This window comes from Mycobacterium sp. 852002-51961_SCH5331710 (assembly GCF_001665535.1).
Lineage (GTDB): Bacteria > Actinomycetota > Actinomycetes > Mycobacteriales > Mycobacteriaceae > Mycobacterium.
In genome coordinates this window covers 21,647-44,461 of record NZ_LZSQ01000092.1, presented here as the reverse complement: position 1 = coordinate 44,461, position 22,815 = coordinate 21,647, and the positions used below count along the sequence as shown (strand labels likewise).

Annotated in this window: 20 protein-coding genes and 1 pseudogene; 12 read left to right on the top strand and 9 right to left on the bottom strand. The window is 67.1% G+C overall.

Features of this window, described 5'->3' with window-relative positions:
* The 6 genes from murJ to A5752_RS16270 form a co-directional block, all read left to right on the top strand.
* A partial coding sequence (gene murJ / locus A5752_RS16295) for a murein biosynthesis integral membrane protein MurJ (protein ID WP_197500645.1) occupies window positions 1-3,602 on the top strand: 3,602 nt, incomplete at its 5' end.
* Window positions 3,603-3,668: 66 nt separating this feature from the next.
* A complete protein-coding gene (gene sigM, locus A5752_RS16290; RefSeq protein ID WP_067087580.1) occupies window positions 3,669-4,244 on the top strand; it encodes an RNA polymerase sigma factor SigM in 576 nt (191 codons plus the stop codon).
* Between the two features lie 56 nt (window positions 4,245-4,300).
* Window positions 4,301-4,909 carry an RsmA family anti-sigma factor gene (locus tag A5752_RS16285; RefSeq protein WP_082963923.1) on the top strand — a complete coding sequence of 203 codons (609 nt, stop codon included), beginning with the start codon at window positions 4,301-4,303 and terminating at the stop codon, window positions 4,907-4,909.
* 94 nt (window positions 4,910-5,003) lie between these two features.
* Window positions 5,004-5,975 carry a thioredoxin-disulfide reductase gene (gene trxB / locus A5752_RS16280; protein WP_067087578.1) on the top strand — a complete coding sequence of 324 codons (972 nt, stop codon included), beginning with the start codon at window positions 5,004-5,006 and terminating at the stop codon, window positions 5,973-5,975.
* A 14-nt stretch (window positions 5,976-5,989) separates the two neighbouring features.
* Complete coding sequence (gene trxA, locus A5752_RS16275; RefSeq protein WP_067087576.1) at window positions 5,990-6,325, top strand: thioredoxin; 336 nt, start codon at window positions 5,990-5,992, stop codon at window positions 6,323-6,325.
* Window positions 6,326-6,468: 143 nt separating this feature from the next.
* Window positions 6,469-7,668 (top strand): N-acetylmuramoyl-L-alanine amidase, encoded by a 1,200-nt coding sequence (locus A5752_RS16270; RefSeq protein WP_067087574.1) that lies wholly within the window; start codon window positions 6,469-6,471, stop codon window positions 7,666-7,668.
* Here the strand turns inward: A5752_RS16270 and A5752_RS16265 are convergent.
* From A5752_RS16265 to rpmH, 9 genes are all read right to left on the bottom strand, one after another.
* On the bottom strand, window positions 7,665-8,462 hold the full coding sequence (locus A5752_RS16265) for an acetyltransferase (RefSeq protein ID WP_067087572.1): 798 nt from the start codon (window positions 8,460-8,462) through the stop codon (window positions 7,665-7,667). The two genes, A5752_RS16270 and A5752_RS16265, sit on opposite strands and share 4 nt — an antisense overlap.
* A gap of 207 nt (window positions 8,463-8,669) precedes the next feature.
* Entirely contained in the window at window positions 8,670-9,656 is a 987-nt protein-coding gene (locus A5752_RS16260) for a ParB/RepB/Spo0J family partition protein (RefSeq protein ID WP_067087570.1), read from the bottom strand.
* A 73-nt stretch (window positions 9,657-9,729) separates the two neighbouring features.
* On the bottom strand, window positions 9,730-10,677 hold the full coding sequence (locus tag A5752_RS16255) for a ParA family protein (protein ID WP_502686741.1): 948 nt from the start codon (window positions 10,675-10,677) through the stop codon (window positions 9,730-9,732).
* An 83-nt stretch (window positions 10,678-10,760) separates the two neighbouring features.
* Window positions 10,761-11,450, bottom strand: coding sequence for a 16S rRNA (guanine(527)-N(7))-methyltransferase RsmG (gene rsmG / locus A5752_RS16250; protein WP_067087566.1), 690 nt, complete (start codon window positions 11,448-11,450; stop codon window positions 10,761-10,763).
* A 59-nt stretch (window positions 11,451-11,509) separates the two neighbouring features.
* Entirely contained in the window at window positions 11,510-12,043 is a 534-nt protein-coding gene (locus A5752_RS16245) for a Jag family protein (protein WP_067087562.1), read from the bottom strand.
* 34 nt (window positions 12,044-12,077) lie between these two features.
* Complete coding sequence (yidC, locus tag A5752_RS16240; protein WP_231983434.1) at window positions 12,078-13,139, bottom strand: membrane protein insertase YidC; 1,062 nt, start codon at window positions 13,137-13,139, stop codon at window positions 12,078-12,080.
* Window positions 13,140-13,182: 43 nt separating this feature from the next.
* Window positions 13,183-13,551, bottom strand: coding sequence for a membrane protein insertion efficiency factor YidD (gene yidD / locus A5752_RS16235; RefSeq protein WP_067087585.1), 369 nt, complete (start codon window positions 13,549-13,551; stop codon window positions 13,183-13,185).
* 8 nt (window positions 13,552-13,559) lie between these two features.
* On the bottom strand, window positions 13,560-13,919 hold the full coding sequence (gene rnpA, locus A5752_RS16230; RefSeq protein WP_067087559.1) for a ribonuclease P protein component: 360 nt from the start codon (window positions 13,917-13,919) through the stop codon (window positions 13,560-13,562).
* Between the two features lie 31 nt (window positions 13,920-13,950).
* Window positions 13,951-14,094: a 50S ribosomal protein L34 gene (rpmH, locus tag A5752_RS16225; RefSeq protein ID WP_003890928.1), complete on the bottom strand. Its 144-nt coding sequence runs from the start codon at window positions 14,092-14,094 to the stop codon at window positions 13,951-13,953.
* Between the two features lie 554 nt (window positions 14,095-14,648).
* On the opposite strand from rpmH, the gene dnaA reads away from it, so the two are divergent.
* The 6 genes and pseudogenes from dnaA (at window position 14,649) to gyrB (ending at window position 22,790) form a co-directional block, all read left to right on the top strand.
* Window positions 14,649-16,133: a chromosomal replication initiator protein DnaA gene (dnaA, locus tag A5752_RS16220; protein WP_067087557.1), complete on the top strand. Its 1,485-nt coding sequence runs from the start codon at window positions 14,649-14,651 to the stop codon at window positions 16,131-16,133.
* Window positions 16,134-16,684: 551 nt separating this feature from the next.
* Window positions 16,685-17,884 (top strand): DNA polymerase III subunit beta, encoded by a 1,200-nt coding sequence (gene dnaN, locus A5752_RS16215; protein ID WP_067087555.1) that lies wholly within the window; start codon window positions 16,685-16,687, stop codon window positions 17,882-17,884.
* Window positions 17,885-17,897: 13 nt separating this feature from the next.
* Window positions 17,898-18,806 (top strand): annotated as a pseudogene (gene gnd, locus A5752_RS16210) (phosphogluconate dehydrogenase (NAD(+)-dependent, decarboxylating)); the annotation flags it as partial.
* 11 nt (window positions 18,807-18,817) lie between these two features.
* Entirely contained in the window at window positions 18,818-19,978 is a 1,161-nt protein-coding gene (gene recF, locus A5752_RS16205) for a DNA replication/repair protein RecF (RefSeq protein WP_067087551.1), read from the top strand.
* On the top strand, window positions 19,975-20,532 hold the full coding sequence (locus A5752_RS16200) for a DUF721 family protein (protein WP_067087549.1): 558 nt from the start codon (window positions 19,975-19,977) through the stop codon (window positions 20,530-20,532). Before recF ends, A5752_RS16200 begins: the two co-directional genes overlap by 4 nt.
* 221 nt (window positions 20,533-20,753) lie before the next feature.
* A complete protein-coding gene (gene gyrB, locus A5752_RS16195) occupies window positions 20,754-22,790 on the top strand; it encodes a DNA topoisomerase (ATP-hydrolyzing) subunit B (protein WP_067087547.1) in 2,037 nt (678 codons plus the stop codon).
* Window positions 22,791-22,815: the final 25 nt, after the last annotated feature.

Sequence of the window (22,815 nt, the reverse complement as noted above, 5' to 3'; positions counted from 1 at the left end):
GCCACCGGCCAGCTCCCCGGCGCCGCGCCGGCCGCGAAGAACTGTCCGACGCGGCGGTGGTGTCGCGGTCGTGGGGCATGGCCGTGGCGACGCTGGTCAGCCGGCTCACCGGGTTCGCCCGCATCGTCCTGCTCGCTACCATCCTGGGCGCCGCGCTCACCAGCGCCTTTTCGGTCGCTTACCAGTTGCCGAACCTGATCGCGGCGCTCGTCCTCGAGGCGACCTTCACCGCGATCTTCGTGCCGGTGCTGGCGCGCGCCGAGCGCGACGACCCCGACAACGGCACCGCCTTCATCCGCCGCCTGGTGACGCTCGCGACGACCCTGCTGTTGATCATCACCGCGTTGTCGATCGCATCGGCGCCGATGCTCGTCAACCTCATGCTCGGCGGCGATCCGGAGGTCAACCGCGATCTCACCACCGCGTTCGCCTACCTGCTGCTGCCCCAGGTGTTGTTCTACGGCTTGTCGTCGGTGTTCATGGCGATCCTCAACACCCGCAACGTGTTCGGGCCCCCCGCGTGGGCACCGGTGTGCAACAACGTCGTCGCCATCGTGACGCTCGGCGTGTATCTGATTGTCCCCGGCGAACTCTCGGTCGACCCGGTGAAGATGGGCAACGCCAAACTGCTCGTGCTGGGCATCGGCATGACGCTCGGCACGGTCACCCAGGTCCTGGTTCTGCTGGTGGCGATCCACCGCGAACGCATCAGCCTGCGCCCGCTGTGGGGTGTCGACGACCGGATGAAGCAGTTCGGCGCCATGGCGTCGGCGATGGTGCTGTACGTCCTGATCAGCCAGGTCGGCCTGATCGTCGGCAACCGAATCGCCAGCGGCGCCGCGGCTTCCGGCCCCGCGATCTACAACTACACCTGGCTGGTGCTGCAGCTGCCGTTCGGCATGATCGGCGTGACGGTGCTGACGGTCGTCATGCCGCGGCTGAGCCGAAACGCCGCTTCCAACGACCAGCGCGCTGTGCTCAACGATCTCTCGCTGGCGACGCGACTGACGATGGTGACGCTCATCCCGATCGTGGCGCTGATGACGGTCGGCGGCCCCGCGATCGGCAGCGCGCTGTTCGCCTACGGCAACTTCGGCGAGGTCGACGCCAACTACCTCGGTATGGCGATCACCCTGTCGGCGTTCACGCTGATCCCCTACGCGCTTGTGCTGCTTCAACTTCGGGTGTTCTACGCCCGTCAGCAGCCGTGGACGCCGATCCTGCTGATCGTCGTCATCACGACCGTGAAGATCATCGCTTCGCTGATCGCCCCGCATCTCACCAACGACCCCGATCTCGTCGCCGGTTATCTCGGTACGGCCAACGGGCTGGGCTTCCTGGCCGGCGCGGTGGTCGGCTACTTCCTGTTGCGGGCCAACCTCGACCCGCCCGGCGGCCGCCTGCTCGACCTGCAGGTGGTGCGCACGGTGCTGGTCACCATCGCCGCCTCACTGCTGGCCGCAATGGTCGGCCAGGTCGCCGACCAGTTGTTCGGGCTGGAGGCGCTGACCCGAAACTGGGGCGGCGGCGGCTCGCTGCTGCGACTGCTCGCGCTCGGTCTGATCATGGTGCCGGTCATCGTCGGGGTTCTGCTGGGTGCACGTGTTCCGGAAGCCCAGGCCGCACTCGAGGCCGTCCGCCGCCGCCTCGGCGCTCGGTCCCGCCCCGTTCCGGCGGGCGGGTCGGTAGCCGCGTCGGCCACTGCAGCCGCCGACAGGCCACGGACGCGCACCTCACTCACGTACTCTGATCAGAGGAATCCGTCCCTGTCGGGGCGTCGGCACAGCCCGCCGGCGGTCCGGCGCGGACCACCCGACCTAGTTGCCAGGGACCGGATGCGGAAAGGACCAGCGGTGAGCGACGAATCCGCAGGCGGCTCCGCGCCCACACCCGACAGCACCGCCACCGCCAAGCTTCCGAGCGGTCAGCCCGACGTCGTCGCCGACGACCTGCGGCCCGACGTGCCCGACCCCGGCGAGACCACCGAGTTGGCCACCGAGAACGGCACGACGCGGCTTCCCGTGTCGGGCCGGCCGCCGTCCGATTACGGCGGCGACCCCTCTCGGGAGCCCCTCGCCTTCGACGCGCCGCGCGAACCGGCCATCGAAGCCGCGACCTCCGACGAGGACGTCCATCTCATCCCCGGGGCCATGGTCGGCGGCGGCCGATACCGGCTGCTGGTGTTCCACGGTGGCCCGCCCACGCTGCAGTTCTGGCAGGCGCTCGACACCGCGCTCGACCGCCAGGTGGCGCTCACGTTCGTCGATCCGGACAACACGCTGTCCGACGAGACACTGCGCGACATCCTGACCCGCACCCGCAAGCTGAGCAGCCTCGACATGCCCGGCGTGGCCCGGGTGCTCGACGTTGTCAACACCGGGTCCGGCGGTCTGGTGGTCGCGGAATGGATCCGGGGCGGCTCGCTGGTCGAGGTGGCCGACACCTCTCCCTCCCCGATCGGCGGGGCCAGGGCCATGCAGTCGCTCGCCGCGGCCGCCGAGGCCGCGCACCGCGCCGGGGTCGCCCTGTCGATCGACCACCCGGGCCGCGTCCGCGTCAGCATCGAGGGCGACGTCGCGCTGGCCTTCCCCGCGACGCTGCCCGACGCGACACCCGAGGACGACATCCGCGGAATCGGGGCGGCGCTGTACGCGCTGCTGGTCAACCGGTGGCCGCTGCCCGAGCACGGCGTCCGCAGCGGCCTGGCCCCCGCCGACCTCGACTCGGCCGGGCAGCCGATCGAACCGCGCGCCATCGACCGACAGATCCCGTTCCAGATCTCCGCGGCGGCGGCACGCGCCGTCCAGGAGGGTGGCGGCATCCGCAGCGCGCCCACCCTGTTGAACCTGCTGCAGCAGGCGACGGCGATCGCCGATCGCACCGAGCTGATCTCCCCCGTCGACGAACCCGACCGCTCCGGCGCACCGGGAGTCGGGGCCGCCACCGATCCGGAGACCGAGGCGCGGCGACGCAAGGCCCTGATGATCGGGCTGGGTGTGGGCGGCGCGATCGTCGTGGTCGCGCTGGTGGTGTTGGCGACGGTGCTGAGCCGGATCTTCGGCGACGTCGGCGACGGCCTCGGCGGCGACCGGCTCGGCCTCAACGACCCCACCACCTCCGAGTCGGCCGATGGAGGCGGTGGCGGTAGCGGCAATGTCGTCAAACCCACTGCAGTGACTGTCTTTTCGCCGGAGGGCGAAGCCGACGCGCCGTCCGAGGCGGGTAAGGCGATCGACGGCGACAAGTCCACGGCGTGGCCGATCGACACCTACACCGACCCGGTGCCGTTCCCCAACTTCAAGAACGGCGTCGGGCTGATGTTGCAGCTGCCGCAGGCCACCAAGGTGGGCGAGGTCGACATCGACCTCGACAGCACCGGCACCGCCGTGGAGATCCGCTCCGCGCCGTCGCCGAATCCGTCGTCGCTGTCCGACACCACGGTGCTGACGCCGGCCACCCAGCTCAAGCCGGGGTCCAACACGATCAAGGTGGAGGACGCGTCGCCGACGTCGAACCTGCTGGTCTGGGTGTCGACCCTCGGTCAGGTCAACGGCCAGAGCCGTTCCAACATCGCCGAGATCACGGTCAAGTCCGCCTCCTGACCCGTTCATCCCCAACCCGGCAAAGATGTGTCGGGAGGCCCCCGCCGGCCCGTTTAGTGTTCGGCTGTGGGGACGTTCGGGGGGCATTCCGGTCGGCAACGCAGTGACGCGGAACTGCTCGCCGCACACGTTGCAGGCGACCGGTATGCGTTCGAGGAGTTGTTCTACCGACACCACCGCCAGCTGTACCGGATCGCACGCATCACCAGCCGCAACCCCGACGACGCCGCCGACGCACTGCAGGACGCCATGCTCAAGGCGCACCGGCGGGCCCCTGCATTCCGGTACGACTCCGCGGTCAACAGCTGGTTGCACCGCATCGTGGTCAACGCCTGCCTGGACCGATTGCGGCGCAACAAGATCCGAGCGGCCGAAACGTTGTCCGACGACATCGCACACGTCGGCGACCCGGCCTCGCACGTCGACACCGCGATCGTCGTCGAGCGGGCCCTGATGCGGTTACCCGTCGAACAGCGTGCCGCCGTGGTCGCCGTCGACATGCAGGGGTATTCGGTGGCCGAGACCGCTCGCATGCTCGGTGTCCCCGAGGGCACCGTCAAGAGCCGGTGTTCCCGCGCCAGGTCCAAGCTGGCCGAGGCGCTCGACTGCTTCGACGCGCAGGCCACCGCGCGCACCGACTGAGCGGAACCGTCGGCATATCCGCCGCGTCTTACCTGTCGTGGTGGAGACTGGCTGAGATGCAGGACGACGGCTCGGATCCGGCGGTCGAGCGGGTGCGCCGCGGCCTGGCCCGGTTGGCGCACGACGAGGCCTCCGCGCCCGACGTGCCTGCCGGTGTCGCCGAGCGCGTCGGCGCGGCGCTGCGGGCCGCGGGTGAGCCCACGCACGCCGTCGAACGGCCCCGGCTGCGCCCAATCCACGTTTTCGGGCTCGTCATCGGCCTCGCCGCCGTTGTGACCGGCGCCGTCATCGGCACGTCGATGCTGGTCCGCGACCCTGCGCCCCGGTTCTCCCAGCCCGGACTGACCGCCGAGCGCATCACGGTGTCGCGTCCGCCGCCGACCGTGCCGCTGACCGGCCCCCAGCTCGCCGGTCTGCTGTCGGCGCCTGCCGAATACGGCCCGCTGGCGGACCCCGCGCGCCGCGCAGCATGTCTCGAGGGACTCGGCCGCCCGGCGAATACGCCCGTCCTCGGAGCCCGGACCGTCGACATGGGCGGGCGGCCGGCGGTCGTGTTGCTCCTACCCGCGCACGCCGCGACCGAGGTGGTGGCGGTGGTCGTCGACACGGGGTGCCACGCGGCTCACAGTGGGCTGCTGGCCGAAACAGTGGTCAAACGACCGTAGTCTGTCCCCCGAGGTTGTTCGGAAAGTCCGGGGAACACCACCGCCTACGCTGGTGTTTACACCGGTGTCGCAGGAATGCGGCAGAAAGGCGCAAATGACCACCACATCCACGGTCCACGAGCTGATCATCATCGGATCCGGCCCGGCCGGTTACACCGCCGCCATCTACGCGGCGCGCGCGCAGCTCAAGCCCTTGGTGTTCGAAGGCGTCCAATTCGGCGGCGCTTTGATGACCACCACCGAGGTGGAGAACTATCCCGGCTTCCGCAACGGAATCACCGGTCCGGAACTGATGGACGAGATGCGCGAACAGGCGCTGCGCTTCGGTGCGGACCTGCGCATGGAGGACGTCGACGAGGTCTCGCTCGACGGCCCGGTCAAGACCGTGACCGTTGGTGACGACACGTACCAGGCACGTGCGGTCATCCTCGCGATGGGCGCCGCCGCGCGGCACCTCGGCGTCCCCGGTGAAGACGCCCTGCTCGGCATGGGCGTGAGCACGTGCGCGACGTGCGACGGGTTCTTCTTCCGCGACGAGGACATCATCGTCGTCGGCGGCGGCGACTCGGCGATGGAGGAGGCCATCTTCCTGACCAAGTTCGCCCGCAACGTCACGCTGGTGCACCGCCGCGACGAGTTCCGCGCCTCGCGGATCATGCTGGACCGCGCCCGCGCGAACGAGAAGATCACGTTCCTGACCAACACCGAGGTCGTCGAGATCGAAGGCAGCCCGAAGGTCAGCGGAGTCCGGTTGCGTAACACCGCGACCGGTGAAGAGTCCAAGCTCGCCGTCACCGGTGTGTTCGTCGCGATCGGCCACGATCCGCGATCGGATCTGGTCCGCGGCCAGGTCGAGCTCGACGAGGACGGTTACGTCGTGACGCAACGTGGTTCGACCAGCACCTCGATCGAAGGCGTCTTCGCCGCAGGCGATCTCGTCGACCGCACTTACCGCCAGGCCATCACCGCCGCGGGCACCGGCTGTTCGGCGTCCATCGACGCAGAACGCTGGCTCGCCGAAATCGGTTCTGGCCCAAGCGATGAGACCACCGAAACCCCCGTTTGATAGGAGCATCACTGATGGCCGAGACCACTGGAACCACCGTTGCGGTGACCGACGACACGTTCTCTGCGGACGTGTTGTCCAGCAGCACACCGGTGCTGGTGGACTTCTGGGCGACCTGGTGCGGTCCGTGCAAGATGATCGCCCCGGTGCTGGAGGAGATCGCCACCGAGAAGGCCGACGCGCTGACGGTCGCGAAACTCGATGTCGACGCGAACCCGGCCACGGCCCGCGATTTTCAGGTGGTGTCGATTCCGACGCTCATCGTTTTCAAGGACGGCGCCCCGGTGAAGCGGATCGTCGGCGCAAAAGGTAAGGCTGCGCTGCTGCGCGAGCTCGCTGACGTGCTCTGATACCCGGCTGGATCAGTAATCCGGGACGCGGACACCGGCCTGGGGTTTTCTTGAATCGGCGGTGTGTCTGCGACAATCGTGCCTAGCCCGTCAACTTGGTCGGCGCCTTTGCGCAGCTGACAACCGTGACTGAAAGGCCGCATATGTCCAGTCTGCGTCGCGGTGACCGCGGGTCCGCGGTCACCGAGATCCGGGCTGCGTTGACGGCACTGGGCATGCTCGAGAACTCCGACGAGGAGATCACCACCGGTAGACATGTCGCACTCGACGTTTTCGACGGCGAACTCGACCAGGCCGTGCGGGCCTTCCAACAGCATCGCGGACTTCTGGTCGACGGGATCGTCGGCGAGGCGACGTACCGCGCGCTGAAGGAAGCGTCGTACCGGCTCGGTGCGCGCACGCTCAGTCACCAGTTCGGCGCACCGATGTTCGGTGACGACGTCGCGACACTTCAAGCGCGCCTTCAGGATCTCGGCTTCTACACCGGGCTCGTCGACGGGCATTTCGGGCTGACAACACACAACGCGCTGATGTCTTACCAGCGCGAGTACGGGCTGTATCCCGACGGCATCTGCGGCCCGGAAACGTTGCGCTCCTTGTACTTTCTGGGATCCCGCGTCACCGGCGGTTCTCCGCACGCGATCCGCGAGGAGGAGTTGGTCCGCAGCTCCGGTCCGCGCCTGTCGGGCAAGCGGATCATCATCGACCCGGGCCGTGGCGGCGACGACCATGGTCAGATCATGCAGGGCCCCAACGGCCCGATCAGCGAGTCGGACATCCTGTGGGACTTGGCAAGTCGTCTCGAAGGCCGGATGACCGCCATCGGCATGGAGACCTTCCTGTCGCGGCCGGCCAACCGCGCCCCGTCGGATGCCGAACGCGCCGCGACCGCCAACGCCGTCGGCGCCGACCTGATGATCAGCCTGCGCTGCGCCACGCAGCCCACCCCGTCCGCCAACGGCGTCGCCTCGTTCCACTTCGGTAATTCGCACGGCTCGGTGTCGACCATTGGACGCAACCTCGCCGACTTCATTCAGCGAGAAGTGGTGGCCCGCACTGGATTACGTGACTGCCGTACCCATGGGCGGACGTGGGACCTGTTGCGCCTGACGCGGATGCCCACTGTGCAGGTCGACGTCGGTTACATCACCAACCCGCACGACCGGGCCACGCTGGTGTCCACCCAGGCCCGCGACGCGATCGCCGAGGGTATGCTCGCCGCCGTCAAGCGGCTCTACCTGCTCGGCAAGAACGACCGCCCCACAGGCACTTTCACCTTCGCCGAGCTGCTGGCCCATGAGCTCTCGGTCGAGCAGGCCGCAGGGCGCGTCAGCCCCTCCTAGCGTTCGGCCGCGGTCAATCCGACCGAGCCCGCGCCTGCCCCGACCGGTTGCCGAATCTGGGCGAACTCGAACAATCGCTCCAGTGCCGCCTCCACATCGGCCTTCCAGCCCAACCCCTGCTCAAGCTCGAGCCGCAGCCGCGGGAAGTACCGGTGTTGGGATACGACGACGAAACCCGCATCGAGGAGGACGTCGGAGTCGAGCACACACTGTTCGACCGAGCAGTCACCGAGAACCTCGACGACCGGGCGCAGCGCCGGCGTCACAGCGCCCGGTTCGGCGAGCTCGCTGACCGCGGCGGTGTGTGCGAAGGCCTCGAGCGCGCGGGCACCGCGGCGAACCAGGTCGCCAACGACCGCGGCGATCAGCGCTCGCGAGATTCCCTCGGTGTCCTCCCCCGACTCGATGCCGAGCGACGTGAGCAGAACCGCGTCGGCGCTCACGGGTGCGGTCGGAAATCGTCGTGCCCGCGGAACGGATCCGGGCGGCGCGTAGAAGGCGTAGCCGAGGCAGGCCTCGTCTCCGCGCAACGGGGGCAGGCCGTCGTCGGATTGTTCGTCCGTGCACTGCACCGCGACCTGACCGCACGACCCCCACTCGAGCATGACCATCGACAGCCACGCTTCCTTCTCGAATTCGGGGTCCGACAGGTGATCGTCGACCCCCGGCACCGCCGCGCCCGCGGCGTCGCGCCCGAGGGTCAGGGGATCGACCTCCCAGTACACACAGCGGCGGGCATGCTTCGGCAACTGCTCGAAGGCTTCGAGCCGAAGAGGCGTGATGCGTGCCGACACTAAACTTCCCGAGTCCTACGCGATGCCGCGTTGTACAGCTTCCAGTCCAGGATAGAAGCACGTGGCCGGGTCGACGCTCCGTTTTGGGGGCCTCTCAGGGCGGGGGACGAAACGTGTTGTGTCACAGGTGGTTTCCTTCGAAGGACGGCGTTCACGCCGAGTCGGCCCGGGTTGTGTCACAGTGACGTAATTACCCGGTGTGGTGGGTCACCGCTCAGATGCGCTCATCAGTTCGACTATGCGTTGCAGGTCGTCCACCGAGCCGAATTCGACCACGATCTTGCCCTTGCGTTTACCCAAGCTGACCGTCACCCGCGTATCGAACGCCGTCGACAGCCGTTCAGCAACGTCCTGAAGCCCCGGCATGTTGATCGGCTTGCGCTTCGGCGCGGCCGGCGACGGCGCACCCGCGCTGTTGGCGAGGGTGACCGCTTCCTCGGTGGCGCGCACCGACAGGCCCTCGGCCACGATCCGCGCGGCGAGCTCCTCCTGCTTCTCCGGTCCCCCTTCGAGCGACAGGAGCGCGCGCGCATGGCCGGCCGACAGCACGCCGGCGGCGACGCGGCGCTGCACGGCGATCGGCAGGCGCAGCAGCCGGATCATGTTGGTGATCACCGGCCGGGACCGCCCGATCCGGGACGCGAGTTCATCGTGGGTGACCTCGAACTCGTCGAGCAGCTGTTGGTAAGCGGCGGCCTCTTCCAACGGATTCAGCTGCACGCGGTGGATGTTCTCCAACAGCGCGTCGCGCAGCATGCTGTCGTCGGTGGTCTCGCGGACGATCGCGGGGATGGTGGCGAGGCCCGCCTCCTGCGCGGCTCGCCACCGCCGCTCCCCCATCACGAGTTGGAAGCGCGCGGCGCCCGCTTCGGCCGCCGGCAATTCGCGCACGACGATCGGCTGCATGAGGCCGAACTCACGGATGGAGTGCACGAGTTCGCCGAGCGCCTCTTCGTCGAACACCTGGCGCGGCTGGCGGGGATTCGGCTCGATCGCCGACGGGTCGATCTCGCGGTACACCGCGCCGACCTCGTTGGTCGGGCCGCCGTTGGAAGGCCCGCCGATCACGACGTCGGCCGCCGCGTCGCCCATCCGGGGACCGAACCCGGTGTTCTCCCCGTCGGCGGGTCCGGTCGGGATCAGCGAGGCCAGGCCCCGGCCGAGGCCGCTGCGCTTGCGGGTGGGTTGACTCATGTTCTTCTCCTTAGCGCAAACGCTTATCGGTTGTTTCGGTTCTGACCGGGTTCGATGCTCTTCGCGCAAGCGCTCATCGGCGCTCCGCAATCTCACGGCTCGCATCCAGATAGCTCATCGCGCCCCGCGACCCCGGGTCATATCCGAGGATCGTCATCCCGTAACCGGGGGCCTCGGACACCTTGACGCTGCGCGGGATGACGGTCCGAAGGACCTTGTCGCCGAAGTGGGCCCGCACATCGGAGGCCACCTGGTCCGCGAGCTTCGTCCGTCCGTCGTACATCGTCAGGATCACCGTCGTGACATCGAGTTGAGGATTGAGGTGCGCCTTGACCATCTCGATGGTTCGCATCAACTGGCCGACACCCTCGAGCGCGTAGTACTCGCATTGGATCGGGATCAGCACTTCGGGTGCCGCGACGAACGCGTTGATCGTCAGCAGTCCCAGCGACGGCGGGCAGTCGATGAACACGTAGTCGAAGTTGAAGTCCGTGAGCGACGCCAGCGCGGTGCGCAGCCGTCCCTCACGCGCGACCATGCTGACCAACTCGATCTCGGCGCCGGCCAGGTCGATGGTCGCGGGTACGCAGTAGAGGCGGTCGTTGTGCGGACTGCGTTGCAGCGCGTCGCGCAACGGGATCTCTCCGATCAACACTTCGTATGACGACGGAGTGCCCGGGCGGTGTTCGATGCCCAGCGCCGTGCTCGCGTTGCCCTGGGGGTCGAGGTCGATGACGAGCGTCTGCAACCCCTGCAGCGCGAGCGCCGCCGCGACGTTCACGGCCGTCGTCGTCTTGCCGACGCCGCCCTTCTGATTGGCGATCGTGAACACCCGCTGGCGGTCCGGCCGCGGCAGGCTGCCCTTCGACGCGGCGTGTAGCAAGCGCACCGCGCGTTCGGCCTCGGCCCCGATCGGAGTGTCGATCCCCGCGGGGTCGTTCCACGCGCCCGGATCGTTCTTCTGGGTCCAAGCCTCACTCTGCGCGTCGCCGGTTTCGGACTTCGTTTCACGTGAAACCACGGGTGCCTTGGTTTCACGTGAAACATCCGGGCGCTGCCCGCCCGACGCATCCGTCGGCGGCCGCGCGCCGTTCCGCGGCGACGTCATCCTCGTCTCCTGCCCGTCGACCGGTGCGCTACCGTCCTCCCCCGCCGTGCCACGACGACGGTCGCGGGTGGATCCAAGTAGTTCGCGCCACACCTCATCACCTTTACATCGGCCGCACCGAGCGACGCCATCACACGCCGGTGGTCACGGATCTCCTCTTCGGCACGCTCCCCCTTGAGGGCGAGCATGTGGCCATCCACGCGAAGGAGCGGCATGCTCCATCGAGTCAGCTTGTCCAGGGAGGCCACCGCCCTGGACACCACCACGTCGGTCTCCCCCACTTGCTTCCTCACCCCTGGCTCCTCGGCCCGCCCCCGAACGACCGTCATGTCGATGCCGAGTTCATCGACCACCTCGCGCAGGAACTCGCTGCGGCGCAGAAGCGGTTCGATGAGCGTCACCCGGACATCCGGTCGGGCCAACGCCAACGGTATCCCGGGCAGGCCCGCGCCGCTGCCGATGTCGGCGATGTGGCACCGCGGCTCGATCAGCTCAGCCAGAGCGACGCTATTGAGGATGTGGCGGTCCCACAACCGATCGACCTCGCGGGGTCCGATCAGGCCGCGCTCGACGCCCGCGCCGGCGAGCACCCCGGCGTATCGCTCCGTCAGCTCAAGCCGCTCCCCGAACAAGGAGGCGGCCGCTTCGGGCGGCGCCGACACCTCCCCATGTTTCACGTGAAACATCCTCCGGATCGTCGCGTCGGACGACGACGCCTTATGAACTACACAGTTGTAACTCTGGGTCAGTCGGCGAGAACGACCACCCGGCGCGACGGCTCGACGCCCTCGCTCTCGCTGTGCACGCCGTCGATGGCGGCCACCGCGTCGTGCACGATCTTGCGTTCGAACGGAGTCATCGGCGCCAGCTCCTCGCGCTCCCCCGTCTCCAGCACTCGCCGGGCCACCTTGTCACCGAGGGCGGCCAACTCGTCACGACGCCGGCGGCGCCAGCGCGCGATGTCGAGCATCAGGCGGCTGCGCTCACCGGTCTTCTGATGCACGGCCAGCCGCGTCAGCTCCTGCAGCGCGTCGAGCACCTCGCCCTTGCGCCCGACCAACTTGTTCAGGTCGGCGCCGCCGTCGATGCTCACCACCGCGCGGTCACCCTCGACGTCGAGATCGATGTCGCCGTCGAAGTCGAGCAGATCCAGAAGCTCTTCGAGATAGTCGCCCGCGATCTCACCCTCGGCGACCAACTTCTCCTCGAGGTCGTCCTCCGCTGCCGGCGCGGAACCCTCGAGCACCTCGTCGCGTTCGGTCGTATCGGCGTCAGTCATGTCGTTCTCTCCTCATCCCGCCGGGGTCGCCCGGTCACCGTTTACGTTTCTTGGGCCGCGCCCCGGGGCGCGGGCTCGCGCCGGGCCGCGGTGTGCGATTGGCCGCTCCGCTGGCGGCCTTGCCGGGGCTGCTGCCGGTCGGCTTCTTCCCCGCCGCGCCGTTGTCCGACGGCGCCTCGCCGTCGTCGCTTTCGTCGCTAGGGGCTGCCTCGGCGGTCTTCGTCGCCTGGGCCTTGCGGTCGCGTTTCGGCTTGGCTCCGGGCGGCGGTGCGTTCTTGGACTGCCGCTCCTGAGCCTCGAGCTTCTTGGCCTCTTCTTCCTTCTCGATCTTGCCGAACACGTAGTGCTGCTGGCCGAAGGTCCAGATGTTGTTCGCCAGCCAGTACATGATGATCGCCAGCGGCAGGAACGGTCCGCCGACGACGACGCCGAGCGGGAAGACGTAGAGCGCCAGCTTGTTCATCATCGCCGTCTGCGGATTGGCGGCGGCCTCGGGACTCTGCCGGGCCACCGACGCGCGGCTGTTGAAGTACGTCGCGACGCCCGCCAGGATCATGATCGGCACACCGACCGCGATCACCGACGCCCGGTTGAACTCGGTGAAGGCGTCGAGGCCGGTCTTCTGAATCATGGTCGCGCCCAACGGCGCTCCGAAGAGGTGGGCGTCGAGGAAGTTGGCCACGTCCGACGGGCTGAACACGTAGTTGCCGGTGGCCCGGTTCTGCTCGACCGACAGATGGATCTGGCCGAACCCGCCCTGCGTCCGGTTGAACGACCGCAGCACGTGGAACAGCCCGAGGAACACCGGCACCTGGGCCAGCATCGGCAGACAGCCGAGGATCGGGTTGAACCCGTGCTCGCGCTGCAGCTTCTGCATCTCCAGCGCCATCCGCTGGCGGTCCTTGCCGTACTTCTTCTGCAGCGCCTTGATCTGCGGCTGCAACTCCTGCATCTGGCGCGTCGTCCGGATCTGCTTGACGAACGGCTTGTAGAGGATCGCGCGCAGGGTGAACACCAGGAACATCACCGAAAGTGCCCATGCGAAGAAGTTGGAGGGCCCCAGCAGGAAGGCGAACAGCTTGTACCAGACCCACATGATCGCCGACACCGGGTAGTAGATGATGTCCAGGCTGAACCAGTTAAACACGCGTCTCGCTTCCTGCTCGCAATGCTCGGTGGCCACCACTGACGTCGGCAGCGGTGCCCCGATCCTCCGAGGACTCGCCCGCGGGAGCACCCGACGCATGCGCGTCGTCTTGCCCGTCGGATGCGGGACGATCCGGTATCGGGTCCCATCCTCCCTTATGCCACGGTCCGCACTTCAGCAGCCGTACCGTCGCGAGCCAGCCGCCGCGCACCAACCCGTACTCGGTCAGCGCGTCGACCGCGTACTGGCTGCAGGTCGGGGTGAATCGGCAAGTCGGCAGCCGCAGCGGCGAAATCGTGTGCCGGTACAGCTGGATCGCATAGATCACGGCGCGAGCCGTCCACGCCCCGGCCGCACGCATCGACACTCTCACCGCGAGGCCTCGACTTTGGGCTTGGCCCGGCGCAGCGCGGTCCGCAATTCTTGTTCGAGTCGTGCCGAGATGGCGTGACGGCTGCTGGGTAGAGCACGGATCACCACGCGATCGGCGGGATCGAGTTCCTGGAGAAGATTGCGTGCGACATGGCGCAGCCGGCGCGCCACCCGGTGACGCTGCACGGCGGTGCCGACGGCTTTGGAGACGACCAGTCCGATCCTCGGACCGGGGTCGGATGACGCATCAGAGCGCAACGCGTGCACGACAATGTCGGGCTGCACAGCGCGCACCCCTCGACTGACAGTGGTTCCGAACTCGCTCGAGCGCGTCATTCGGTGGCGCGCCGGAAGCACAGCGTCAACTCCCGCTAGAGATCACGGGGAGTCACGCGGTCAGCTTGCGCCGACCCTTGCTGCGCCGGTTCGCGACGATCGCCCGGCCTGCCCGGGTGCGCATCCGCAGCCGGAAGCCATGCACGCGCGCCCGGCGCCGGTTGTTCGGCTGGAAGGTCCGCTTGCCCTTGGCCACGGCTGTCTCCTTGTTGCGTCTGGCACCCGCATCCCCCACCGACGACGTACGAATCGGTTTGGACGCAGTTGCCGTTGTTAAGCTCGTCCATCTTGCTAGCCGGCGCGGTCCCCGGTCGATGCCCGGGTCGCAGCCGTATCGCCTCGTACGGGCGACTGTTCGAGGGTACTGAGCAGATTTCGCTGGGTCAAACCTGGCCGAATGACAGTGGGGACAGCCACATTTGCAACACCTGTCACCGCCGACCAACGGCCCGAAATATCCGTCCACACAATGTTGCAGAACGGTTGGCACCCGCGAAGAAAACTGTTAGCTTCTGCCAATGCCGATTCGATAACGAAACGGCGACGGACAACGAAGCGAGGATGCCCGACCAGTCGTGAGCCCACAGGATGTCTCGCATCTGTGATGAGCCCCGGCCCGCGGCGTCCCCGCCGGTGTAAAACAGAACGACGACGACTGTCCAGTCTCCACAGCCTGTGGATAACTTTGTGGACAGATCGTCATCGTTCCTTTTGGTCGTCCCTGGACAGACCGCAAGGGGGTAGTCGTCGTTGACAGCTGACCCCGATCCCCCCTTCGTAGCCGTGTGGAACACGGTGGTCGCAGAGCTCAACGGCAACCCCGGCACCGGAGGCGACGACTTCGCCGGACCGATCCTCACGCCACAGCAAAGAGCCTGGTTGAAGCTGGTCAAACCCCTTGTCATCACCGAAGGTTTTGCCCTGCTGTCCGTGCCCACCCCGTTCGTCCAGAACGAGATCGAACGCCATCTGCGCGAGCCCATCATCACGGCCTTGAGCCGACAGCTCGGCCAGCGCGTCGAACTCGGCGTGCGCATCGCCGACCCGGGCCCCGATGACACCGACACTGCGCTCAACGGGTTGTCGACGATCGCCGAACCCGACGAAGTCGACGAGGATCTCGAGGCGCGCGTCAGCGCCGAGGAGAGTTGGCCGACCTACTTCACCAGCCGACCGCCGAACACGCTCGCCGACGACACCACGGCGGTCAACCTCAACCGCCGCTACACCTTCGACACGTTCGTCATCGGTGCCTCCAACAGGTTTGCCCACGCCGCGACGCTAGCCATTGCCGAGGCACCCGCGCGGGCTTACAACCCGCTGTTCATCTGGGGCGAGTCCGGCCTGGGCAAGACCCATCTTCTGCACGCCGCGGGAAACTACGCGCAGCGACTCTTTCCCGGCATGCGCGTCAAGTACGTCTCGACCGAGGAATTCACCAACGACTTCATCAACTCGCTTCGCGACGACCGCAAGGCGTCGTTCAAACGCAGCTACCGCGACATCGACGTGTTGCTGGTCGACGACATCCAGTTCATCGAGGGCAAGGAAGGTATCCAGGAAGAGTTCTTCCATACGTTCAACACCCTGCACAACGCGAACAAGCAGATCGTCATCTCGTCGGACCGGCCGCCCAAACAGCTGGCCACCCTCGAGGACCGGCTGCGCACCCGCTTCGAGTGGGGACTGATCACCGACGTACAGCCGCCGGAGCTGGAAACCCGGATCGCCATTCTGCGTAAGAAGGCGCAGATGGACCGTCTCGATGTTCCCGACGACGTCCTCGAACTCATCGCCAGCAGCATCGAGCGCAACATCCGCGAACTCGAGGGCGCGCTCATCCGCGTCACAGCGTTCGCCTCGTTGAACAAGACCGCGATCGACAAGTCGCTGGCCGAGATCGTGCTGCGGGATCTGATCTCCGACGCCAGCACCATGCAGATCAGCACCGCGACGATCATGGCGGCCACCGCCGAGTACTTCGAGACCACGGTCGAGGAGTTACGCGGACCCGGTAAGACCCGCGCCCTGGCGCAGTCGCGACAGATCGCCATGTATCTGTGCCGCGAACTCACCGACCTGTCGCTGCCGAAGATCGGCCAGGCGTTCGGCCGTGACCACACCACCGTCATGTACGCGGAGAAGAAGATTCGCGGCGAAATGGCCGAGCGCCGTGAGGTCTTCGATCACGTGAAGGAACTGACGACACGGATCCGTCAGCGCTCCAAGCGCTGACTCACATCGCCTCTGTCCCCCTCTCGTGGGGCTCGATCGCGCGCTCATGCGGGTGTGCCGACAAATTTTTTCGAAAAATCTTCTGCACCGCCGGCAACACCAGTCACAGCGCCGGGTTGTGCACACCGGTGTGGAGAACTTGGGATCAACCGATGAACTACCAGCCGATCACTACACAACCGGCAGCGAGTCCACAGTTCGTCGCTCACCAGCTGGCGTTCATCCACAGCTCTCTCACAACCCGATACGGCCGTAAGCAGCGCCGACATGTATTCATCCCCAACATCCACAGGACCTAATACTGTTGCTTGAATATCTCCCAAGAATCTTCTTCGAAGAAGGCGGTTGGGGAAGCACGGATCCGGCGGACGTTCGACCCACCGGACGCCGTCGATGTCGCCCCGATCGATTAGCTTTCAAGTTGGGGCGGAAAGCTCTACGGTGATTCATCACAGCCGTTACGGTCGTCGGGGACGCATCGGTCGGACGCGTGGTGAGACACCGAGAAACCGCTGCTTGAGGCTTGTCGTGATTGTGACCGAAGGGACCCTATGGACGTGGCGACGACAACGGTTGGTGTCACCGATCTGAAGTTCCGCCTGGTACGAGAGGACTTCGCCGAAGCCGTGGCATGGGTGGCCCGCAACCTGCCCACTCGCCCGACGGTTCCGGTGCTCGCCGGCGTCTTGCTGACCGGGTCCGAGGACGGCCTGACGATCTCGGGATTCGACTACGAGGTGTCCGCCGAGGTGCGGGTACCGGCCGAGATCGCTTCACCCGGCAGCGTTTTGGTATCCGGCCGGCTGCTGTCCGACATCACCAGGGCGCTGCCCGCCAAGCCGATCGACGTGAGTGTCGACGGCACCCGGGTCTCACTGACGTGTGGGAGTTCGCGGTTCTCGTTACCGACCATGGCTGTCGAGGACTACCCGACCCTCCCCGCGCTGCCCGAGGAGACCGGTGTCGTCTCCGCCGAGTTGTTCGCCGAGGCCATCGGCCAGGTGGCGATCGCCGCCGGTCGCGACGACACGTTGCCGATGTTGACCGGTATCCGGGTCGAAATCGCCGGGGAGAAGGTGGTTTTGGCGGCGACCGACCGGTTCCGTCTGGCGGTGCGTGAACTCACATGGTCGACGGCGGGCGCCGATCTGGAGGCAGCCGTGCTGGTGCCGGCCAAGACGTTGTCGGAAGCGGCCAAGGCCGGCGCCGACGGTGGCGATGTGCACCTGGCGCTGGGCGCCGGGTCGGCGGTCGGCAAAGAGGGACTGCTCGGGATCAGCAGCGGCGGCAAGCGAAGCACCACGCGTCTGCTGGATGCGGAGTTCCCGAAATTCCGCCAGCTGCTGCCCACCGAGCACACCGCCATGGCGACCATCGGTGTCGGTGAACTCACCGAGGCCATCAAGCGTGTAGCGCTGGTGGCCGACCGCGGCGCGCAGGTGCGCATGGAGTTCTCGGAGGACTCGCTGCATCTTTCCGCCGGAGCCGACGACGTGGGCCGCGCGGAGGAAGATCTTCCGGTCAGTTTCGCCGGGGACCCGCTGACCATCGCGTTCAATCCCACGTATCTGACCGACGGTTTGAGCTCGCTGCATTCGGAGCGGGTGACGTTCGGTTTCACGACTCCGAGCCGGCCCGCAGTGTTGCGCCCGGCCAGCGACGACGACACAACCGTCGGTGCCGCGGGCCCGTTCCCCGCCCAGCAGACCGACTACGTCTACCTGTTGATGCCGGTGCGGCTCCCAGGCTGACCGGCCCGACGCCACGGAAGGGGCGCAGATGCAACTCGGTCTGGTCGGTCTCGGCAAAATGGGCTTCAACATGCGCGAACGTCTGCGCGAGGGGGGCCACGAAGTGGTCGGCTACGACCCCAGGCCCGAAGTCACCGACGTTCCGACGCTGGCGGCCCTGGCCGAGGCCCTCGATGCGCCGCGGGTGGTGTGGGTCATGGTCCCGTCGGGGCATATCACCCACGACACGATCACGTCGCTCGCGGACGTGCTCGCCGAGGGTGATCTGGTCATCGACGGCGGCAACTCCCGCTACACCGAGGATGCCCCGCACGCAAAACTGTTGGGTGACAAAGGAATTGCGTTCATCGACGCTGGAGTCTCCGGCGGGGTGTGGGGGCTGAAGGAAGGCTACGGCCTGATGGTCGGTGGCAGCGACGCCGACGTCGAACGCGCGATGCCGATCTTCGACACCTTGCGGCCGCCGGGGCTGCGGGAGGACGGCTTCGTGCACGCCGGCCCGGTGGGTGCCGGGCATTACGCGAAGATGGTGCACAACGGCATCGAATACGGATTGATGATGGCCTACGCCGAAGGTTACGAGCTGCTGGCGGCCGAAGAACTCATCACCGACACCCAGGCGGTCATCCAGGCGTGGACCAACGGCACGGTCGTGCGGTCATGGCTGCAGCAGTTGCTGGCCAAGGCGCTTAAGGAAGATCCGGAGTTCGGCGAAATCAGCGGGTACACCGAGGATTCCGGTGAGGGCCGGTGGACGGTCGAGGAGGCGATCAGCCACCGGGTGCCTATGCCCGTGATCGCGGCGTCGCTGTTCGCGCGGTTCGCCTCGCGGCAGGAGGACTCGCCGTCGATGAAGGCGGTTTCGGCGTTGCGGAACCAGTTCGGCGGGCACGCGGTGAAGCGGATCAGCGAGTCCGGGTAGGCGGCTGCGCAGTGTATGTCCGCCGCTTGGCGTTGACCGACTTCCGATCGTGGCCGCGCGTCGAGCTGGAGCTCGAGCCGGGGCGTACGGTTTTCGTCGGTCCGAACGGCTTCGGTAAGACGAATATCGTTGAGGCACTCTGGTATTCATCCACTCTCGGATCACACCGGGTCGCGGCCGACGCACCCTTGATCCGCACCGGCGCTGAACGCGCGGTGGTGTCGACGATCGTCGTCAACGAGGGCCGCGAACTCGCCGTCGACCTGGAGATCCCCGCCGGGCGCGCGAACAAGGCGCGCATCAACCGCTCCCCCGTCCGCTCCGCGCGCGAGATCCTCGGCGTGCTGCGGGCCGTGCTGTTTGCCCCGGAGGATCTCGCGTTGGTGCGCGGGGACCCGGGTGAGCGACGCCGCTACCTGGACGAGCTCGCCACCACGCGGCGCCCGCAGGTGGCCGCGATCCGCGCCGATTACGACAAGGTGTTGCGTCAGCGTACCGCGCTGTTGAAGACGGCGTCCGGGGCTCGATTCCGGGGTGACAGAAGCGTTTTCGACACCCTCGACGTCTGGGACGGGCACCTCGCCGAGAAGGGCGCGAAGCTGATCACCGCCCGCGCCGAGCTGGTCAACCAGCTCGCGCCCGAAGTGGAGAAGGCATACCAGCTGCTGGCGCCATCGTCGCGGCCCGCTGCGATCCGGTACCGCAGCGGGGTGGATGTGGTGGAAGCAGAGGCGGCCGCGGGCACCGCTGATGCAAAGATGTTCGAGGCGGCATTGCTCGACGCCCTGGCGCGGCGCCGCGACGCCGAACTCGAACGCGGCGTCTGCCTGGTGGGGCCGCATCGCGACGACCTCGAGCTGCGGCTCGGCGACCAGATCGCGAAAGGCTTTGCCAGCCACGGGGAATCGTGGTCGATGGCGCTCTCGCTGCGGCTGGCAGCGTACGAACTGCTGCGCGCCGAGGGCAGCGATCCGGTGCTGCTACTCGACGACGTGTTCGCGGAGTTGGACAAGGCGCGCAGGCAGGCGCTGGCCGCCGTGGCGGCGTCGGCCGAACAGGTGCTGGTGACGGCGGCGGTGGCCGAGGACGTCCCGACGGACTGGGACGCGCGCAGGATCGGGGTCACGATGCGTGACGACGACTCCGGACGAATCTCGGTGGTGGAGCAGTGACATCGTCGGATGACCAGACCGGCCCGCCGGAGCATCTCGCGCACCTGCGCGGGATGGATCTGGTGCGGCGCACGCTCGAAGAGGCGCGCGGTGCGGCGCGTAGCCAGGGTAAGGACATCGGCCGCGGCCGACGCGGAGCCGCACCCCGAAAGATCGCGGGCAACACACGGCGCCGGTGGTCGGGCCCCGGCCCGGACGCCCGCGATCCGCAACCGCTGGGATCGGCGGCCGGCGATCTGGCCCGTAGCCGCGGATGGTCGGGTCGCGTCGCCGAGGGCGCGGTGTTCGGCCGATGGGTCGCCGTCGTCGGCGAAGGTATCGCCGCGCACGCAACGCCGACCTCACTCAACGACGGCGTGCTGACGATTTCGGCGGAGTCCACCGCCTGGGCCACGCAGTTGCGCATGGTGCAGGCGCAGGTGCTGGCCAAGATCGCTGATGCGGTGGGCGACGGTGTCGTGAAGTCGCTGAAGATCGTCGGACCGGTCGCCCCGTCGTGGCGCAAGGGCCGTTACCACGTCTCCGGCCGGGGGCCGCGGGACACGTATGGATAGCGGTCGGCTGAAAGCCGCGAGGACGCCGCGATCTTAGTTCTCAAGCGTCTTGAGGCACCCTGGATCGAGAAATTCCCCAGACGGCGCAAATAGGTGTGCAGAAACGCCGCCTCAGAGTCGGTCCTGTCTGACTCTCCCGGTAGGATGGAGGCAGATCGCAGGCGGTAGTCCGACCGCCCAGCCAGCCTTCCCCGGCAAGAGACCAAGGAGACCCGTCCAACGTGGCTGCCCAGAAGAAGAATGCTCCTAAAGAGTACGGCGCCGATGCCATCACCATCCTGGAAGGTCTCGAGGCGGTTCGTAAGCGCCCGGGTATGTATATCGGCTCCACCGGTGAGCGGGGTCTGCACCACCTGATCTGGGAAGTCGTCGACAACGCGATCGACGAGGCGATGGCCGGTTATGCCACCCGAGTCGACGTGCGCATCCTGGGCGACGGCAGCGTCGAGGTCACCGACGACGGCCGCGGCATCCCGGTCGAAAAGCACAAGCAGGCGGGCATCCCGACGGTCGACGTGGTCATGACCCAGCTGCACGCCGGCGGCAAGTTCGGCGGCGAGAACAGCGGTTACGCGGTCAGCGGTGGTCTGCACGGCGTCGGTGTGTCGGTGGTCAACGCGCTGTCCACGCGGGTCGAGGTCACGATCCTGCGCGACGGATACGAGTGGTTCCAGTACTACGACCGCTCGGTGCCCGGGGAGCTCAAGCAGGGCGGCAAGACCAAGAAGACGGGAACGACGGTCCGGTTCTGGGCCGATCCGGACATCTTCGAGACGACCGAATACGACTTCGAGACCGTCGCGCGCCGCCTGCAGGAACAGGCGTTCCTCAACAAGGGTCTGACCATCGAGCTGACCGACGAGCGGGTGACCGCCGAGGAGGTCGTCGACGAGGTGGTCAGCGACACCGCCGAGGCGCCCAAGACCGCCGATGAGAAGGCCGCCGAATCCTCGACCGGCCACAAGGTCAAGCACCGCGTCTTCCACTACCCCGGCGGGTTGGTCGACTTCGTCAAGCACATCAACCGCACGAAGACGCCGATCCAGCAGAGCATCATCGACTTCGACGGCAAGGCCGCCGGTCATGAGGTCGAGATCGCGATGCAGTGGAACGCGGGCTATTCGGAGTCGGTGCACACCTTCGCCAACACGATCAACACCCATGAGGGCGGCACCCACGAGGAGGGCTTCCGTGCGGCGTTGACCTCGGTGGTCAACAAGTACGCCAAAGACAAGAAGCTGCTCAAGGACAAGGACCCGAACCTCACCGGCGACGACATCCGCGAGGGGCTCGCGGCGGTCATCTCCGTGAAGGTCTCCGAGCCTCAGTTCGAGGGTCAGACCAAGACCAAACTGGGCAACACCGAGGTGAAGTCGTTCGTTCAGAAGATCTGCAACGAGGAACTCACCCACTGGTTCGACGCCAACCCGGCCGAGGCCAAGACCGTTGTCAACAAAGCGGTTTCGTCGGCGCAGGCCCGCATCGCCGCGCGTAAGGCGCGTGAGTTGGTGCGGCGCAAGAGTGCCACCGACATCGGCGGGCTGCCGGGCAAGCTGGCCGACTGCCGCTCCACCGATCCGCGCAAGTCCGAACTGTATGTGGTGGAGGGTGATTCGGCCGGCGGTTCGGCCAAGAGCGGACGCGATTCGATGTTCCAGGCGATCCTGCCGTTGCGCGGCAAGATCATCAACGTCGAGAAGGCGCGCATCGATCGCGTGCTCAAGAACACCGAAGTCCAGGCGATCATCACTGCGCTGGGCACCGGCATTCACGACGAGTTCGACATCTCCAAGCTGCGCTATCACAAGATCGTGTTGATGGCCGACGCCGACGTCGACGGCCAGCACATCTCCACGCTGCTGCTGACGCTGTTGTTCCGGTTCATGAAACCGCTTGTGGAGAACGGGCACATCTTCTTGGCCCAGCCGCCGCTGTACAAACTCAAGTGGCAGCGCAGCGAACCCGAGTTCGCCTACTCCGACCGCGAACGCGACGGGTTGCTCGAAGCCGGGCGCAAGGCGGGCAAGAAGATCAACACCGACGACGGCATCCAGCGCTACAAGGGTCTGGGCGAGATGGACGCCAAGGAGTTGTGGGAGACCACGATGGACCCGTCGGTGCGGGTGCTGCGCCAGGTCACTCTCGACGATGCCGCGGCGGCCGACGAGCTGTTCTCCATCCTGATGGGCGAGGACGTCGAAGCACGTCGCAGCTTCATCACCCGCAATGCCAAAGACGTTCGTTTCCTTGATGTTTAAGGCGAAGTTCCTCTAGAGCCGAAGG

Excerpts from the sequence above, each read along its gene's own strand:
- A5752_RS16285 (WP_082963923.1), top strand. The coding sequence starts at position 4,301 with ATGCAGGACGACGGCTCGGATCCGGCGGTCGAGCGGGTGCGCCGCGGC.
- trxB (WP_067087578.1), top strand. The coding sequence starts at position 5,004 with ATGACCACCACATCCACGGTCCACGAGCTGATCATCATCGGATCCGGC.
- trxA (WP_067087576.1), top strand. The coding sequence starts at position 5,990 with ATGGCCGAGACCACTGGAACCACCGTTGCGGTGACCGACGACACGTTC.
- A5752_RS16270 (WP_067087574.1), top strand. The coding sequence starts at position 6,469 with ATGTCCAGTCTGCGTCGCGGTGACCGCGGGTCCGCGGTCACCGAGATC.
- A5752_RS16260 (WP_067087570.1), bottom strand. The coding sequence starts at position 9,656 with ATGAGTCAACCCACCCGCAAGCGCAGCGGCCTCGGCCGGGGCCTGGCC.
- rsmG (WP_067087566.1), bottom strand. The coding sequence starts at position 11,450 with ATGTTTCACGTGAAACATGGGGAGGTGTCGGCGCCGCCCGAAGCGGCC.
- A5752_RS16245 (WP_067087562.1), bottom strand. The coding sequence starts at position 12,043 with ATGACTGACGCCGATACGACCGAACGCGACGAGGTGCTCGAGGGTTCC.
- yidC (WP_231983434.1), bottom strand. The coding sequence starts at position 13,139 with ATGTGGGTCTGGTACAAGCTGTTCGCCTTCCTGCTGGGGCCCTCCAAC.
- yidD (WP_067087585.1), bottom strand. The coding sequence starts at position 13,551 with ATGCGTGCGGCCGGGGCGTGGACGGCTCGCGCCGTGATCTATGCGATC.
- dnaN (WP_067087555.1), top strand. The coding sequence starts at position 16,685 with ATGGACGTGGCGACGACAACGGTTGGTGTCACCGATCTGAAGTTCCGC.